Source organism: Rothia nasimurium, from assembly GCF_004569295.1.
Lineage (GTDB): Bacteria > Actinomycetota > Actinomycetes > Actinomycetales > Micrococcaceae > Rothia > Rothia nasimurium_B.
In genome coordinates this window covers 1-15549 of record NZ_SPQC01000038.1, presented here as the reverse complement: position 1 = coordinate 15549, position 15549 = coordinate 1, and the positions used below count along the sequence as shown (strand labels likewise).

15 protein-coding genes and 1 pseudogene are annotated in these 15549 nt (G+C 62.9%); 8 read left to right on the top strand and 8 right to left on the bottom strand.

All coding sequences use genetic code 11. The features are described from left to right. Window positions 1-33: 33 nt before the first annotated feature. Window positions 34-1179 carry an ADP-ribosylglycohydrolase family protein gene (locus tag E4U03_RS09795; RefSeq protein ID WP_135013403.1) on the top strand — a complete coding sequence of 382 codons (1146 nt, stop codon included), beginning with the start codon at window positions 34-36 and terminating at the stop codon, window positions 1177-1179. 60 nt (window positions 1180-1239) lie between these two features. Here E4U03_RS09795 and E4U03_RS09790 read toward each other — a convergent pair whose 3' ends face one another. The 7 genes from E4U03_RS09790 to clpS form a co-directional block, all read right to left on the bottom strand. Beyond that, complete coding sequence (locus tag E4U03_RS09790) at window positions 1240-2121, bottom strand: phosphotransferase (protein WP_228066147.1); 882 nt, start codon at window positions 2119-2121, stop codon at window positions 1240-1242. A 21-nt stretch (window positions 2122-2142) separates the two neighbouring features. Next, window positions 2143-2775, bottom strand: coding sequence for an RdgB/HAM1 family non-canonical purine NTP pyrophosphatase (gene rdgB, locus E4U03_RS09785; protein ID WP_135013401.1), 633 nt, complete (start codon window positions 2773-2775; stop codon window positions 2143-2145). Further along, a complete protein-coding gene (gene rph / locus E4U03_RS09780) occupies window positions 2775-3524 on the bottom strand; it encodes a ribonuclease PH (RefSeq protein ID WP_135013399.1) in 750 nt (249 codons plus the stop codon). The genes rdgB and rph overlap by 1 nt, the downstream gene beginning before the upstream one ends. A 98-nt stretch (window positions 3525-3622) precedes the next feature. After that, window positions 3623-4489 (bottom strand): MBL fold metallo-hydrolase, encoded by an 867-nt coding sequence (locus tag E4U03_RS09775; protein WP_135013397.1) that lies wholly within the window; start codon window positions 4487-4489, stop codon window positions 3623-3625. A 34-nt stretch (window positions 4490-4523) separates the two neighbouring features. Beyond that, a complete protein-coding gene (gene murI, locus E4U03_RS09770) occupies window positions 4524-5492 on the bottom strand; it encodes a glutamate racemase (protein ID WP_135013395.1) in 969 nt (322 codons plus the stop codon). A gap of 126 nt (window positions 5493-5618) precedes the next feature. Continuing rightward, window positions 5619-6200: a DUF2017 domain-containing protein gene (locus tag E4U03_RS09765; protein WP_135013393.1), complete on the bottom strand. Its 582-nt coding sequence runs from the start codon at window positions 6198-6200 to the stop codon at window positions 5619-5621. Window positions 6201-6204: 4 nt separating this feature from the next. Continuing rightward, window positions 6205-6519: an ATP-dependent Clp protease adapter ClpS gene (gene clpS / locus E4U03_RS09760; protein WP_135013391.1), complete on the bottom strand. Its 315-nt coding sequence runs from the start codon at window positions 6517-6519 to the stop codon at window positions 6205-6207. 143 nt (window positions 6520-6662) lie between these two features. On the opposite strand from clpS, the gene E4U03_RS09755 reads away from it, so the two are divergent. Together E4U03_RS09755 and E4U03_RS09750 are read left to right on the top strand one after the other, a co-directional pair. Next, complete coding sequence (locus E4U03_RS09755) at window positions 6663-7967, top strand: nicotinate phosphoribosyltransferase (RefSeq protein WP_135013390.1); 1305 nt, start codon at window positions 6663-6665, stop codon at window positions 7965-7967. A 16-nt stretch (window positions 7968-7983) separates the two neighbouring features. After that, window positions 7984-8610, top strand: a complete 627-nt coding sequence (locus E4U03_RS09750) for an isochorismatase family protein (protein WP_135013388.1) — start codon at window positions 7984-7986, stop codon at window positions 8608-8610. 257 nt (window positions 8611-8867) lie between these two features. Here the strand turns inward: E4U03_RS09750 and E4U03_RS09745 are convergent. Continuing rightward, window positions 8868-10364: pseudogene (locus E4U03_RS09745) on the bottom strand (DEAD/DEAH box helicase); the annotation flags it as partial. A gap of 211 nt (window positions 10365-10575) precedes the next feature. Between E4U03_RS09745 and E4U03_RS09740 the strand changes: the two are divergent. From E4U03_RS09740 to E4U03_RS09720, 5 genes are all read left to right on the top strand, one after another. Next, complete coding sequence (locus E4U03_RS09740; RefSeq protein WP_135013386.1) at window positions 10576-11493, top strand: co-chaperone YbbN; 918 nt, start codon at window positions 10576-10578, stop codon at window positions 11491-11493. 54 nt (window positions 11494-11547) lie between these two features. After that, the gene (locus tag E4U03_RS09735; protein ID WP_135013384.1) at window positions 11548-12438 is read left to right on the top strand and encodes an ABC transporter ATP-binding protein; all 891 of its coding nucleotides are present in this window, start codon (window positions 11548-11550) and stop codon (window positions 12436-12438) included. Then, window positions 12420-14039 carry a hypothetical protein gene (locus E4U03_RS09730; protein ID WP_135013383.1) on the top strand — a complete coding sequence of 540 codons (1620 nt, stop codon included), beginning with the start codon at window positions 12420-12422 and terminating at the stop codon, window positions 14037-14039. The genes E4U03_RS09735 and E4U03_RS09730 overlap by 19 nt, the downstream gene beginning before the upstream one ends. Before the next feature lie 143 nt (window positions 14040-14182). After that, complete coding sequence (locus E4U03_RS09725) at window positions 14183-14473, top strand: DUF3039 domain-containing protein (RefSeq protein WP_135013381.1); 291 nt, start codon at window positions 14183-14185, stop codon at window positions 14471-14473. 36 nt (window positions 14474-14509) lie between these two features. Beyond that, complete coding sequence (locus E4U03_RS09720) at window positions 14510-15382, top strand: hypothetical protein (RefSeq protein ID WP_135013379.1); 873 nt, start codon at window positions 14510-14512, stop codon at window positions 15380-15382. The last annotated feature ends 167 nt before the right edge of the window (window positions 15383-15549 follow it).

Genomic DNA, 15549 nt, shown 5'->3' with positions numbered 1-15549 from the left:
GTCCCGCTCTTACCCCGCTTTAGAATAGGGAGCATGACTTCTGTTTTTCCTGCCCCCGATGCCCGCTCCCCCGCCTACCGGTCGGCCCTGCGCGGCTCCCTCCTGGGTACCGCCCTGGGGGACGCCCTGGGCTACCCCCTAAAGACCAGCACCGCAGAACAGATTGCTAAGCACTGGGGCGGGCGTACAGGAGCCAACCTCATCGCGGCTATCGCCCGGGAACCCCTGCTCGTTTCAGACGACACCCAGCTCACCCTGGCAACCCTCGACGGACTCACCGAGGTGCTGGAGTGGAACAACGAGGGCCAGGCAGCCGACGAGCTGGCCTGCATCTGGCTAGCCTACCTGCGCTGGTACACCGGCACCGGCCACCCGGTACCCGAAACCGCCCCCTATTCTCTTCCCCGCCCGCTCGATGGGCTTCAGATGATGCGCCAGCAGCGGGGCCCGAGCAAGGCAACCCTGGCAGCCCTTGCCACGGGGGAAATGCAGTTTATCTCTAAAAACATCAATTCGCAGGCACTGGGCACCGGGGCACTCATGCGCTCTGCCCCCTTCGGTTACCTGCCGGTGGCCGATGACGCTACCGTCATCAAGCTATCCGCCCACGCCGCGGCCCTCACCCACGGACACCCCGAGGCCATCATCTCTGCAAGCGCCTACGCCCTGATGATTCGCTATCTGCTGGGCAGCACCAGCCAGGGTACGGGGCAGGCTCCCCGCCCCGGTGTGCTTGAAGCCTGTGCCCAGCAGGTGCTGAACTGGCTGGGCAAGGTGGAGCAAAGCCAGGCCCTACCCGGCGATGCTGCGCTCACCCGCACGGCGCTGGGCACCGCCGTCCGTCTGGCTCAGCAAGAGGCGCAGGTGGCGGACGCCCGCCCCCACTTCGGCGAACTCCTGGTAGCCCCCGATGTGCTCGGCTACGCCCTCTTCCTAGCCCTGCGGGCAGAGGCGGACGTCGCTGCGGAGAAGCTGAGCCAGCAGCAGGCAGTGAGTAAGGCCCTGGGCACTGCGGTGGCTGTCACCGGCGATTCAGATTCAATCGGGGCTCTGGTCGGCTCCATGCTCGGAGCGCTCTGGGGCGACACTGCTTTCTCTGCAGACCTCGCCCCTGCTACCGACGCCGCAGAAGCCCTGAGCCTGGTTGAGGCAGCCTGGTTTAAGCAGCTTGGATTGTAGGTAAGGGCAGGCAGGCTCGCACTCGCTGCGAGCCTGCCTGCCCTTCTTTCCCTAGAGTGCCTAAGCTGCAAGCACCTCGGTGCGGTGGTCCAGGTACCATTCGTCGGCACGTTCCACGGCCAGGCGTTGGATAGCTCCACCCATGCCGTTGCGCATAGTGTAGGCCAGGGACTGGAGCGGTAGCAGGCGGGCCACTATTTTGGCGCGTTCCAGCTGGGTTTCATCGAGCGCCTTAGAGAGGGAATCCCAGCCGTAGAAGTTGCCCAGGGCTGCGTGGTCAACGGCCGCGTCCCCTACCGAGGCGTGGTCCCAGTCAATAACGCCGACCAGTTTGTCGCCGTTCCAGAGAATATTGTGGCCGGCTAGGTCGCCGTGGACGAGAACCGGTGATACGGTTTCTAGGGCCAGGACCCGGTCTATGGCTGCGTGGGCTACCTTCTGGGCGCCGGTGAGCAGCTGGGGTACGACCTGCTCGCGCAGGAGCACCTCCCAGTTATCGCGTCCGCCCCAGTGCTCGTGCACCATGTCGAGGTAGGGCCCGTAGCCGCTGATGTCTACCGAGTGGATAGCTTTGACCAGGGTGGCAAGCTGCTTAGGTGGGGCCGAGCCCTGCAGGCGGGGCTCCCCCTTGATCCAGGTCAGCCCTACTGCGGTGAAGCCGTTTCGGGTGATGACCCGGGTGATGGGCCGGGGTACCGCAAAGGGGAGGTCCTGGGGTAGCCGCCGCAGGATCTCGGTGCGGCGGGCTACCAAGTGCCCGGTCTGCTGGGTTTTGGCGATACGCACACTCAGCTCCGCCCCCATGTTGACGATGATGTGGGCAGAGCCGGTGGTTCGGACGTCCCAGCGGTCGCGGGGAATGTTCAAACCGGCTTGCTCCATCACCGCCGTGACCACGGGAAGAGCCTTCATCTGTTCAATGAATGTAAGGTGCGCTGCCATAGGGTACCTCGTACAGGATTGTTACTGGGCCAGGGCGGCCTGTAGGTGGGGAAGAAGCTTGGCTAAGGCCTGGCTCCGGTGGCTGATGGCATTCTTGACGTCAGCGGGCACCTGGGCGCAGGAGAGGCCAGCGTATTCGCCTGTGAAACCATCGGCTGCCAGGATCGGGTCATAGCCGAACCCGCCCTCGCCGCGGGGCTCACGCAGCAGGGTTCCGGCGAGCTCCCCCTCTTCCACGGCCTCTAGGCCCTCTGGGGTGACCATCGAGGCTGCGCAGACAAAGCGAGCGCGGCGGTGTTCATCGGCGATGTCTGAAAGCTGCGCTAAGAGCAGGTTGAGGTTGGCTTCATCATCTCTGTGTCGGCCGGCCCAGCGGGCGCTGAAAATGCCTGGGGCACCGCCCAACACGTCGACCGACAGGCCAGAGTCATCGGCAATAGCAATCAGGCCGGTAGCAGCAGCTACCGCGCGGGCCTTCAAGAAGGAGTTCTGGGCAAAAGTAACGCCGTCTTCAACCACGTCGGGGGCACCTGCTGCACCGGCGTCAATCACCTCGGTGTCAACGTCCAGCCCCTCGATAGCGCCGCGCAGCATCTCGCGGAACTCGCGTAGTTTCCCCTGGTTGTGGGTGGCAAGAACGATTTTGGCGGGCATTAGTCCTCCAGGGCTTCGCGCTGGATCTGGGCTAGCTGCGCGGTGCCGTGCAGGGCCAAGTCGAGCAGGGAGTTCAGTTCGTCGCGGTCGAAGGGGGCGCCTTCTGCGGTTCCCTGAACCTCAACAAACTTGCCCTCGCCGGTGACGACCACGTTCATGTCGGTCTCGGCGCGCACGTCTTCTTCGTAGGGCAGATCAAGCATGGGTACGCCGTCGATGATGCCCACAGAAATTGCGGCAACTGAGCCGGTGAGGGGCTTAGCCTTGGCCGGGATAATGCCCTGGGCCTGGGCCCAGTTAATGGCGTCGGCCAGGGCGATGTAGGCGCCGGTGATAGCGGCGGTGCGGGTGCCGCCGTCCGCCTGGAGCACATCGCAGTCGAGCACGATGGTGTTCTCGCCCAGCTCGGCGGTATCGATGACGGCGCGCAGGGAGCGGCCAATCAGTCGGGAAATCTCGTGGGTGCGGCCGCCGATCTTGCCCTTGACCGATTCACGGGAGTTACGGGTGTTGGTGGCGCGCGGCAGCATGGCGTATTCTGCGGTGACCCAGCCGGTGCCCTGGCCCTTGAGCCAGCGGGGCACGCCCTCGGTCAGTGAGGCGGTGCAGAGCACCCGGGTGTTGCCGAATTCGATGAGGGCCGAACCTTCGGCGTTCTGTGACCAGCTGCGGGTGACGGTGATGGGGCGGAGCTGGTCGGGGGTGCGGCCGTCGCCGCGCAGGGTGGGTGCTGCCATGTTTTCTGTCATGGTTTCAGCCTAGCGTCTGTTGCCCGGGGCGCACAAAAACACGGGCGCTTTTCTGCGCCCGTGTTGTCTGTACCCAACTTCCTGCACAGGGGTGGCAGTTAGCTCCCCTGGTGGCGGCTAATGACGTTCAGGGTAGTGGTCTGCGGGTTGCTGGCATATTCCTCGGGGCTACGGCGGGGGTTGACCCGGTAAGTTGCCGAGGCCTCAGCCACCGATATCGGCCCGTCAAAAACGCTCTTGGCTTCGGCCAGAGCAACAGCGGGGTCGTTCCAGATGGGCAGGTGGGTAAGCAGCAGGTTGCGGACGCCTGCCTCAGCTGCCGCATCACCGGCGCGTTTGCCGGTCAGGTGGATACCGCGCAGGGCATCGTCGCGACCCTCCTGGTAGGCAGCTTCGCAGAGGAAGAGGTCGGCGTCGCGGGCTGCTTCAATCAGACCGATGCAGGAGTCGGTGTCGCCGGAGTAGGTGAGCACGGTCTTGCCCTCACCGGTTTCGCACTCGATGCGCAGGGCGTAGGGCTCCTTGGTGGGGTGTACGACCACGTGCGGGGTCACGGTGAAGGGGCCAATTTTGACCTCAGCGTGGTTGTTCCACTCGTGGAACTCGAACTCGGTGTGCATGCCCGGTTCGATGGGCAGGCCGTGGGTGTTGACCAGGTACTGGTGGATATCGCTGGGCCCGTAGAGGGGAATGGGGCCCTTAGACCAGCCGTTAGGGTTCCACTTGACCGCCACGTGCAGCCCTGAGAGATCGATGCAGTGATCGGGGTGCAGGTGGGAGATCAGGATGGCATCGATATCTTCGAGGTTGATGTGGGACTGAAGGGTGCCCAGGGCGCCGTTGCCCATATCGACGATAATGCGCCAGGTCTTGCCCAGGTCATCAATGGTCGAGACCATGTAGCAGCTGGCCGCTGCATTGGGCCCGGGGAAGGAGCCGGTACAGCCTATGACGGTCAATCGCATCAGTGGCCTTCCTTTTTCTGTGTGTGCCTGTGTGTTAGGGAGTGTCTGTGGTGATGGTAATGCGCGGGGTGGTGACGGACGGGGCGATGAGTTCGGGAGGAACGACGGCCAGGGAGCCGGTGGGGAATCGTTCTGCCACCGAGTTGGTGTGGCGCACATTGGCGACCTCGGGGCCCAGGAAGCGGCGGGCTAAGTGCTCGAAGGTTTCGGTTTCACCGGTGGCCAGGAATTCGTGGGAGGGCGGCAGGGCGGCAGGGCGTTCTAGCCCGGCTCTCAGCAGGGCCTTGTAGACGTCCTTAGCCGACTCTTCCGAGGACGACACGAGGGTGACGTCGTCCCCCATGATGTAGGAGATGACGCCGGTGAGCAGGGGGTAGTGGGTGCAGCCCAGCACCAGGGTATCGACCCCGGCCTCCTTGAGAGGAGCCAGGTATTCTTCGGCGGTCTCAAGTAGCTCGGGGCCGCTGGTGATGCCCTTTTCAACGAACTCTACGAAGCGGGGGCAGGCCACAGAGTAGATTTCAAGGTCACTCATGACCGAGAAGGTGTCTTCATAAGCCCGGGAGGTCACGGTAGCTTCGGTGGCGATGACGCCAATTTTACGGTTGCGGGTTGCCGCCACCGCTCGGCGAGCTGCGGGCTGAATAACCTCAACCACCTGAATACCGTACTTGCGGGTGTAGCGCTCGCGGGCGTCCCGCAGCACAGCGGCCGACGCCGTGTTGCAGGCAATCACCAGGAGCTTGACCCCGGAGTCCACCAGCTCGTCCATGATGCGCAGGGCGTGGGCGCGCACCTGGGCGATGGTCAGGGGGCCGTAGGGGCCGTGGGCGGTGTCGCCCACGTAAATCACCGACTCGTGCGGTAGCTGGTCCATGATGGCGCGGGCAACGGTCAGGCCTCCTACTCCCGAATCGAACACGCCAATGGGGGCGCTTGCGGTGGGTTCGGCAAGCACCTGACTGCCCCAGGGGGTTACGAGTTTCGGGTTGGTTTCGCTCATTACACACCTGACATTAGCTAAAGGTTGAAGAAAACTGTAGAGTGCCCATCGCAGCGACAGGCTTTTGAGCGGACTATCACGCCCCGGCGCCCGCGCGGGGCGTCATAATCGGTCACGAAAGATTGCTTAGGGGGCGGACGGCCCTGCCCCGGCCTCGTCCAGGCCCAGCAGGAGGCTTTGCATGAGGCTTTCTTGCAGCCAGGTGACGAAGTTGTAGAGCAGGGCCATGTAGTCTTCGGTGCTCTCTACGCTGCCCCAGTCGGTGTGTTCGCCAATGCGGTCGGCGTCGTCTGCACTGTTGATTCCAAGGCGGGTGCCAAGGGTCAGGCGCACGTCGTTGAGGGCAGCGGCCCAGCTATTAGCCCGCTCGGTATCTAGCCGCACAACCCCGGCCTGCAGGTCCATGGAGGCCTGGGTGAGGTGTTCAATTTTGGCCCGGCGTAAGGAAAGGTCGGTGAAGCGGCGGTATTCATCGGCGACTTCCGGGTCATCACTCGCCACCGGCAGCATACGGGCAACAGCAGGGTCACTGGGCACGCTAGCGGTCTCAGAAATCCCCACCAGGGCCGCCAGGGGATCGGCGTTGGGGTCTTCTTCCGGCTCCAGTGCCAGGGCGACGTCCTCAAACAGGCGGGTGAGCACCTGTACCTCTTCGGGAGTAAAACGGGCGGTAATGCCACGGGAGGTTGGGGTGAAGGGTTCAGCCATAAGACTATGCACCTGCCTGCTCGATGGTTGCCCACAGGCCCCAGGTATGCAGGGCGGTGGTGTGCCGTTCGGCTTCTTCTTTGGAGCCGCTAAAGACGGTGGCCTTGCCTTCGGTGTGTACCTGCATCATGAGCTGGTGGGCTTTTTCGGTGCTGTAGCCAAACTGGGTTCGCAGCACATAGGTCACGAAGCTCATCAGGTTAACCGGGTCGTCCCAGACAATGACCGCCCAGGGCAGGTTGAGCTGGGTACTCTCGTCTAGGGCTAGATCGAGCTCAAGATCTGCCAGGGTGTCGGTGGCTGAGGCAGCCGAAGGCATAGGGCGTACTCCTTAGGTCATTTGTACCTTATCTATCATAGGGCTCTTCTTTCTCTGTGCCCTAGCTCGTTCACTTTCGGGGCAAGCAGAACTGCCGCGGTGGGGCTGGGCTTAGGTGCGGTCAAAAGGATAAAGTTATACCCGTGACTCAAAAAACTTCCCTCCTCACCGACCACTACGAGCTGACCATGGTGCAGGCTGCCCTAGCCTCAGGCGCTGCCCACCGGCGCACCGTCTTCGAGGTTTTCACCCGCAGGCTTTCGGGCGGACGCCGCTACGGCATCTTGGCAGGCACCGGCAGGTTGCTTGAGGGGCTAGAGAACTTCCGCTTTGATACCGAAGAGCTGGGGTTTTTAGCCTCCCGTAAGGTGGTCAACGAACAGACCCTGGATTACCTTGCTAACTTCCGTTTTTCCGGTTCTATCCAGGGCTATGCCGAGGGCGAGGTTTTCTTCCCTCACTCCCCCGTCTTGCAGGTTGAGGCGTCCTTTGCAGAGGCCTGCCTGCTAGAGACCTTTATTCTCTCCATCCTTAACTTTGACTCTGCCGTCGCTACCGCTGCCTCCCGTATGACGGTTGCCGCAGGTAAGCGCCCCTGCCTTGAGATGGGCTCCCGCCGGGCGCACGAGCAGGCTGCTGTATCTGCCGCCCGCGCCGCCGTCATTGCCGGCTTTACCGCCACCTCGAACCTTGAGGCCGGCCGCCGTTACGGGCTCCACACCGTCGGCACCAGCGCCCACGCCTTTACCCTGCTCCACGACTCCGAGCGCCAGGCTTTTGAAGCCCAGCTAGCCTCCCTGGGCCTGGGGACCACCCTGCTGGTCGACACCTACGATGTTGAACAAGCCGTGAACCTGGCCGTTGAGCTGGCAGGGAAGGAGCTGGGTGCCGTCCGCCTGGATTCTGGTGACCTGGTTGCCCAGGCCCAGAAGGTGCGCGAGCAGCTCGATGCCCTGGGCAACACCGGCACCAAGATTACCGTGACCAGTGACCTGGACGAGTACGCCATCGCGTCCTTAGCTGCCGCCCCCGTCAACGCCTACGGGGTGGGCACTAAGCTGGTCACCGGCTCCGGGGTTCCTACCTCTTCCATGGTTTATAAGGTGGTTCTGCGTGAGAACTCCCAGGGAGTGATGGAGCCTGTCGCTAAGACTTCTTCGGGTAAGGCATCTGTGGGCGGCAAGAAAACCGCCGTCCGCCGTCTTGATGCCGCCGGCACCGCCACGGCCGAAGTGGTGGGGCTCGATATTGAGGCTCCTGCTGACTCCAACGACCGACCCCTCATGGTAGACCTGGTGGTCGACGGGCAGATCCAGCCCGGCTTTACCGAGGCTGAGGGCGTGCGCCGAGCTGCCGAGCGTCATGCCCGCTCCCTCACGGAGCTGCCGGTAGCCGCTACCCGTCTCTCCCCCGGCGACCCGGTCATTCCCACAGAATTTGTCTCTTAAGAAGAAGGATCACACGATGTCAAAAGCACTCATTATTGTTGATGTTCAGAACGACTTTTGCCAGGGCGGCTCGCTTGCTACCGAGCATGGCGCAGAGGTTGCTGCCCTCATTAGCGAGTATGTAGAGAATCACCACGGCGACTACGAGGCGATTGTCGCAACCCAGGACTGGCACGTTGACCCCGGCACCCACTTCTCTGAGAACCCCGATTTCAAGGACTCCTGGCCGGTGCACTGCAAGGCCGAGAGCCACGGTGCCGAGCTACACGAGAATCTCGATACCGACTACATCGAGGCATACTTCCGCAAGGGCGAGTTTGAGGCCGCCTACTCGGGTTTTGAGGGCCTGCTGGCTCCCGAGGATTCTGTGATGACCGGTGAGCGCGAGGCTGGTGCCCCGGCCCAGGACGATACACCCAAGGTGTCGTTGGATGACTGGCTGGCTGAGCGCGATATTACCTATGTTGATGTGGTGGGTATTGCCACTGATTTTTGCGTGAAGGCTACTGCGCTGGATGCGGTGGATGCCGGCTACGAGACCCGTGTGCTGCTTGATTTGACGGCCCCGGTTGATGAGGACGCCCTCGATGAGGTGAGCGATGAGCTTGAGGACGCCGGGGTAACGGTCGCCGAGGTGCTCTAGGCTCTCTAATTCTTGAAAGAATGATGAGGGGCGCCCCTACCTGTAGTGGTGGGGGCGCCCCTTTTTGTGCCCTTGGGTTTAGCGAAATTGCTGGGCCAAAGAAATAGCTTCATGGGCAAGACGCCCGGCGAGTTCGCGATCGCCCGCTTCGACTGCCTGCCAGTAGCGTATCTTGAGGGCCAGGTAGTCCCGGCGGAGGCTGATTCGCGCCAGCTTCTATCAAAAGACGCCACTCTCACTGCAAAAAGCGCCGAGACCTACTTACGCCCTACAAACCAGTCCTGCAGTTTGTCCAGACGGGCCTGGAGCTGTTCTGCTGAGGCCTGGGCGACGGCGGGCCCGCCGCAGATTCGGCGTAGTTCGTTGTGGATAGAGCCGTGGGGTTTGCCGGTGCGGGCTGCCCAGGCGGCAACATTTTTAGCTAGCTTGTTGCGCAGGTCTTTGAGCTGGCGGTGGTCGACGACCTGGGGGGCGGCGGACACCGGTCGGCGGGAGGCGTGGTCTTTTTGGCGGGCGCGGAGCAGGGTGCCTACCTGGTCGGCGTCGAGTAGGCCGGGGATGCCGAGGAAGTCTTGTTCTTCGTCGGAGCCGACTTCCAGGCCGCCGGTGGAGAATTCGGCGCCGTCGAAGAGGACGCCGTGGAAGGAGGCCTGAGAGCCGATGGCTTCGAATTTGCCGCGGGTGAGCTGGTCGCTGGCGACTTCTTCTTTGTTGGCTTCTTCGATGAGGTGGTCGTCTAGGCCTTCGTTGAGGGGGTCGATGACCTCATCGGTTGTGCCCTTGCGGTCGAGGGCGTGGTCGCGTTCGGTTTCCATTTCGTTGGCCAGCATCATGAGCTGGGGTACGGAGGGCAGGAAGACCGAGGCGGTTTCGCCGCGTTTGCGGGAGCGGACGAAGCGGCCGATGGCCTGGGCGAAGAAGAGGGGGGTGGAGGTTGAGGTGGCGTAGACGCCGACGGCTAGGCGGGGGACGTCCACGCCTTCGGATACCATGCGCACGGCGACCATCCAGCGGGCGAGTCCGGCGGAGAATTCTTCGATGTTGTTGGAGGCTTCTTTGTCGTCGGAGAGAATGAGGGCGGGTTTTTCGCCGGTGATTTTTTGGAGCTGTTTGGCGTAGGCGCGGGCGTCGGCGTGGTCGGTGGCAATAACGAGGCCACCGGCGTCGGGGACGGTGCGGCGTACTTCGGTGAGGCGTTTGTCGGCGGCGGCGAGTACGGTGGGGATCCATTCACCGTCGGGGTTGAGGGCGGTGCGCCAGGCCTGGGCGGTGACGTCCTTGGTGAAGCCCTCCCCTAGGTTGGCTGCCATTTCTTCGCCGGCGGAGGTGCGCCAGCGCATCTGGCCGGAGTAGGCCATGAAGATGACGGGGCGCACGACGTGGTCTTTGAGGGCGGGGCCGTAGCCGTAGGAGTAGTCGGATTTGGAGCGGCGGATGCCGTCGGCGTCTTCTTCGTATTGGACGAAGGGAATGGCTGCAGTGTCGGAGCGGAAGGGGGTACCGGTGAGGGCTAGACGGCGGGTGGCTGGTTCGAAGGCTTCGCGCAGGCCGTCGCCCCAGGAGAGGGAATCGCCGGCGTGGTGGATTTCGTCCATGATCACCAGGGTGCGGCCGTTTTCGGTGCGGGCCCGGTGCAGCATGGGCTTGTTGGCGACCTGGGCGTAGGTGAGGGCGACGCCCTGGTAGCCGCGGCCCATGGTTCCGTCTGAGTTTTTGAAGTTGGGGTCGATGGAGATGCCGACGCGGGCGGCTGCGTGCGGCTGGTGCGGGAGGTCAGAGACCGCAGGAGGCGGGAGGGAGAAAAAGATGAGGGCATGCTGGCTACTCGGGTAGTGGTGTAGTTACTGTGTTCAACCTTATCGTGATTCTGCCCTGGGCTAGAACTAGGGCAGGCGTGCCCGTGCATCGGCTGAGCTTTGGCACCATAGACAGTAGAGATATTTGTCGCTGTGAAAGGAAGGCCCAATGGCCGGGATTGACGATCAGAACCTACCCGCTTCGGTACGGAACGCTCTGGATCTGGGGGCTACGAGTTCGGCAGGTTCCAGCGCTGAGCCTGCTGAGGAGAGCGCCGCAGCCAGCTGGCGACTGGATGTAACCGATGTGGCCCAGTTCCAGCAACTGGTGCAGGAGTCCAACCGGGGTGCCGTGATTTTTGCCCTGTGGGCGCCCCACTCACCGGCGTCAGTCCAGATGCTGGAGCAGGTCGAGGCCCTGGTGAATTCTGCTGGTGGCAATCTGCTGCTGGCTGCCGCCGATATCACCAAGACCCCCGAAATCGGTCAGGCCTTCCAGATTCAGGGCGTGCCTGCGGCGGTGGCTGTGCTCGCTGGCCGTCCGGCCCCGCTCTTCAACGGCCCCGTTGAGCCCCAGGCTTTGACCGAGGTACTGGGGCAGGTGCTACAGCTCGCCGCCCAGCAGGGTCTGCCCGGTGGATTTGAGCCGGTACTGTCGGAGGCCGAGAAGCCCCTTCCGCCCCTGCACCGGGAAGCTATCGAGGCGCTGGACCGGGGTGATTACCAGGGAGCAGAAGCTGCCTACACCCGCGCACTCAATGAGAATCCGGGGGATACGGACGCTAAAATCGGCCTGGCTCAGGTTCATCTGCTCCACCGCGTCTCAACCCTGAACCTGGCAGAAGAACGCCAGAAAGCTGCCGCCGACGCTACCGACGTGCAGGCCCAGCTCAACGTTGCCGACCTAGATGTAGCTGGCGGGCACGTGGAGGACGCCTTCAACCGTCTTATTGCCCTCTTCAAGGCTGTAGACGCGGAGACTAAAACCATGGTGCGCGGACGCCTGCTGGAACTTTTCGAGGTTGTAGGCTCAGCTGACCCTCGCGTCACAAAGGCCCGTTCAGCCCTGATGATGGCTCTTTTTTAAGGAATCACCCTAGCGGGGGAGGGAAAGACTCGTGATGCTAGCTACAGTGGAGATATGGTACATGAGAACCTTCCCCCGCAGAATGAACGTTACGACCAAACCCACAACCGGCCTGAAGAGGCACTCGGCGGTGGCTTTACTGAGCCAGTTTCAGTGCCGGTAGAAGCTGAAGTGGCAGAGGCCAGCAGGGGCAGCGCAGCCCTGGAGATCACCAACCTGGTGAAGGTCTTTGGCCAGCAAGCCGCGGTAGACGGAGTCAACCTCACCGTGCCCAGAGGCTCCTTCTACGGGCTGGTAGGGCGCAACGGCGCAGGTAAGACCACCACCCTCTCCATGGCAACAGGCCTGCTCAAGCCCACCGCCGGGCAGGTACTGGTGGGTGGTCTGGACATCTGGGCCAACCCCCTAGATGCTAAACGCCGGGTGGGTGTGCTGCCCGACGGCGTCCGCCTCTTCGACAAGCTCACCGGCGAGCAGCTCCTCACCTACGCCGGCCGCCTGCACGGGCTCGATAAGGCAACCGTGGCTGAGCGAACCCGCGACCTGCTCACGGTTATGGACCTGACCGGGGCCGCCGGCCGCAAGGTCGCCGACTACTCAGCCGGTATGACCAAGAAAATTGCCCTGGCCTGCGCCATGATCCACGCCCCCTCCCTGCTGGTGCTCGATGAGCCCTTCGAAGCGGTCGACCCGGTCTCGGCCTCGAACATCCAGGATATTCTCAAGGCCTATGTGGCAGGCGGCGGAACCGTCATCATCTCCTCCCACGTCATGGACCTGGTACAGCGCCTGTGCGACCACGTTGCCATCATAAACGCCGGCCGTATTTTGGCCTCTGGCACCGTGGAACAGGTGCGCGGCGGCGTATCGCTAGAAGAGCGGTTTGTTGAACTGGTGGGCGGACGCGTTGTATCGGAGGGAATCTCATGGTTGCAGTCCTCCTAAAACTCAAACTCGACCACTTCCTCGCTATCTTTCGCAACGGGAACGCCTGGGCTATCGTGGGCCTGGTCTTTGGCCTGCTCTACGGGCTCGGCGCCCTAGTGGGCGTGGCCGGTTTAGGTTTCACCCTGCAGAACCCCGCCGACTCCCTACTGATTCTGGGGGTGGCAGGGGGTCTGTTGACCCTGGCCTGGTGGCTGATACCCCTGGTTGCAGCCGGTGCTGACCCCACCCTTGACCCTGAGCGCCTCGCCCCCTATCCCATTACCGTCCGCCAGCTCATGGGCGGCCAAGCCCTGGGGGCTCTGATTGGGGTGCCCGGTGCGCTGACGGTACTAGCCGTCCTGGCTCTGATAACCTCCAACTTTTACTCGCTAGCGGCTACCCTGGCTTTCATCCCGGCAGGTTTACTGGGCCTTGCCCTTGCCATTCTGGGCGGACGCCTGACCGCGGTAGCCTCTATACCCGTCCGCTCGCGACGCTCAGTGAGTAACGCCCTCACTCTTCTCGCCTTTGCGGCCCTGATCTTTGCCGGGCCCCTGATGCTGGCGACTATCACGGGCATCACCAGCAACACCGAGCAGCTCCGGCAGATTCTCGGCTACCTGCTGTGGACTCCTGTAGCCTCAGCCTGGGCTATTGCCCCGCAGGTAGGAGCCGGCCACTACGGCCTCGCTCTAGCTCTTACCGCGCTCACCCTGGTCTACTGTGCCCTGGGCTGGTTCATCTGGCAGTTCTTTGCGGCTAAAACAATGGCCAGCGTGGGAGATTCTGCCGGAGTGCAGGACGAAGGCAAAACCCTGGCCCAGGGTAACCTGGGGCTTCTTGGGCGCTTCCCGGCCACCGTGCGCGGGGCTATCGCCGCCCGTACCCTCGATATGATGCTCCGGGATTCCCGGGCCAACCTCAACGTGCTTATGATGCCGCTCATGTATATCTTGATGGTTTTTATCTCGGGAAGCTTTATCGTCTCAACGAACGGGGTAGAGGAAGAGATGACGAACCCCATGGCCTTCGTCATGGCGGTTGCCTTCATACCGGCTATGGCAGGCTACTCCCAGTCTGCCCTGGCTTCTTTTGAAGGCTCGGCTTTCTCCCTGCATGCCCTCTCACCCCTGCGCGGCATTGACGACAGGCTGGGGCGGGCCTACGGCATGATGCTGCTCTACCTGCCCATGATTGTGTTGGGCACCCTGACCTTTGCTTTCCTGACCGGTTACGCTGCCTGGGCCCTTCCTCTGCTGGTGAGCGCCCTGGGAACCTACTTCATCGCTAACGGCATGGCCAACTACCTCGACACCGTATTCAACGCTCCTGTGGCGCCACCGGGAACCAGCCCCTGGAAGACCCCGGAACAGCCAGACGGTATGGCTAAGACCATGGCACGGGGCTTTATCATCTTTATCCCCATGGCTCTCTCCTTGCCGTCCCTCATCGGTATGGGGGCCACAGCTATTGTCGGTAGCCTGCTCTGGTTCTGGTTGGGTGCCCTCGCTACCGCTCTCATCGGGGCGGCAGCCTTCTACTTGGGCGTCCGCGCCGGAGCGAAAAACTACGAACGGCACGTAGCAGACATATACCAACGAGTAGCCCGCTACAGCTAACCCACCCTTCAGCCTGCTACAAGCAAGCAACCCCACCAGCGGCGTCCGGACTCTGCCCCACAGCAGGAGCCGGACGCCGTCTTGACGGGGGCATTACACTGGAAGACAAGACCAACCTGCTCTGAATCTCAAGGAGACCCGGCATGTCATCGATTCCCGGCATCGAAGACCCCTTCCCCGAAACTGCCCACTCCGGCGGCACCGCCCTGCTGGAACGCGAAGAAGTCCAGAACGTCGAACCCGGCGACCACGAACGCTTCGCCCACTACGTGCGCAAAGAAAAAATCATGGAGTCCGCCCTCACCGGCAAGCCCGTGCGCGCCCTCTGCGGCAAAAAGTGGACCCCCGGCCGCGACCCCGAAAAGTTCCCCGTCTGCCCCGAATGCAAGGAAATCTATGAGGGCCTTGCACCCGGCGACAACGACGAAAACTAACACACCATCACTCGCTCAGACTCTAAGGAAACACACATGACCTCACGCCGTACCCTGGCCACAGCCGGTCTCTGGGCGGCGCCCGTCGTCGCGTCCTCAGCCCTTGTGCCCGCCTACGCCGCTAGCACCAGCGTCATTACCCCTACTCTGACTGTACGCTGGGGGCTCTTCTCCCAGGTCGCTATCGAGGACGCAAGCGCCGGCTACAACACCAAGGTCGGCCTAGCCTCAACCTTCGGTGGCACCAGCAACACCAGCGGTGACGTGCAGTTTGACGACTCCACCGGCCGCATTACGGACGGCGCAACAGGCCTGGTCGCCAACGGCGAGGGTACCTTCACCCCCGGCGGTAGCCTGGGCGGCTTCAACTCCGGCACCTACGGCGGCACCGGCCTCTGGTTCTCCAGCCCCGAAGACACCACCGGAGCACCCGTAGAGGGCACCGCCGTCCTTGCCGCAGGAGCCTCCTTCCGCCTGGACTACGTGGTCACCTTCCCCGATGGCTGGGACCCTTTCCCCATCGACAGCGTCCGTGATGGCGAAACCCGCCACCTGGTCAAGCAGAGCGGCGGCAGCGCCGTAACCGCCACCGGCGTCAACAGCGCAGAGATGACTGCCGTCTACGGCACCCAGGCAACCAACGGCCAGCAGCAGACCGTGAGCGTCACCTACACCACCAACGAGGCCATCACCCTCACCTCCGACGGCTCAAGCACCTCAACCCTGGCCCAGCTGCTGCTCAGCCAGGCCCCGGTCTACTACGGGGACAACCCCGAAGCCGACTTCGAGGCCGTCCTGACCGTAGTCTCGGGCGCCATCGTCATCAGCGCCACCGACGGCCGATCTGAAACCATCAACCTTGCCGGTCAGACCCTGAGCAACCTGCTACCCGCCCTGCCGGTAGCCTAGTCAACCAGACTCATCGAGAGATGACTCATAGCCCCATTCGCTCCCGAATGGGGCTAAACTTTTGTGGTGCCCAAAAACCTTGAGGGCAGCCACAGAGGGAAGGGAAGATACGAGATGAACGACAGCCAGCTACCACTCTTCGGCGAAGGTTCCAACCCGCCCCTGCC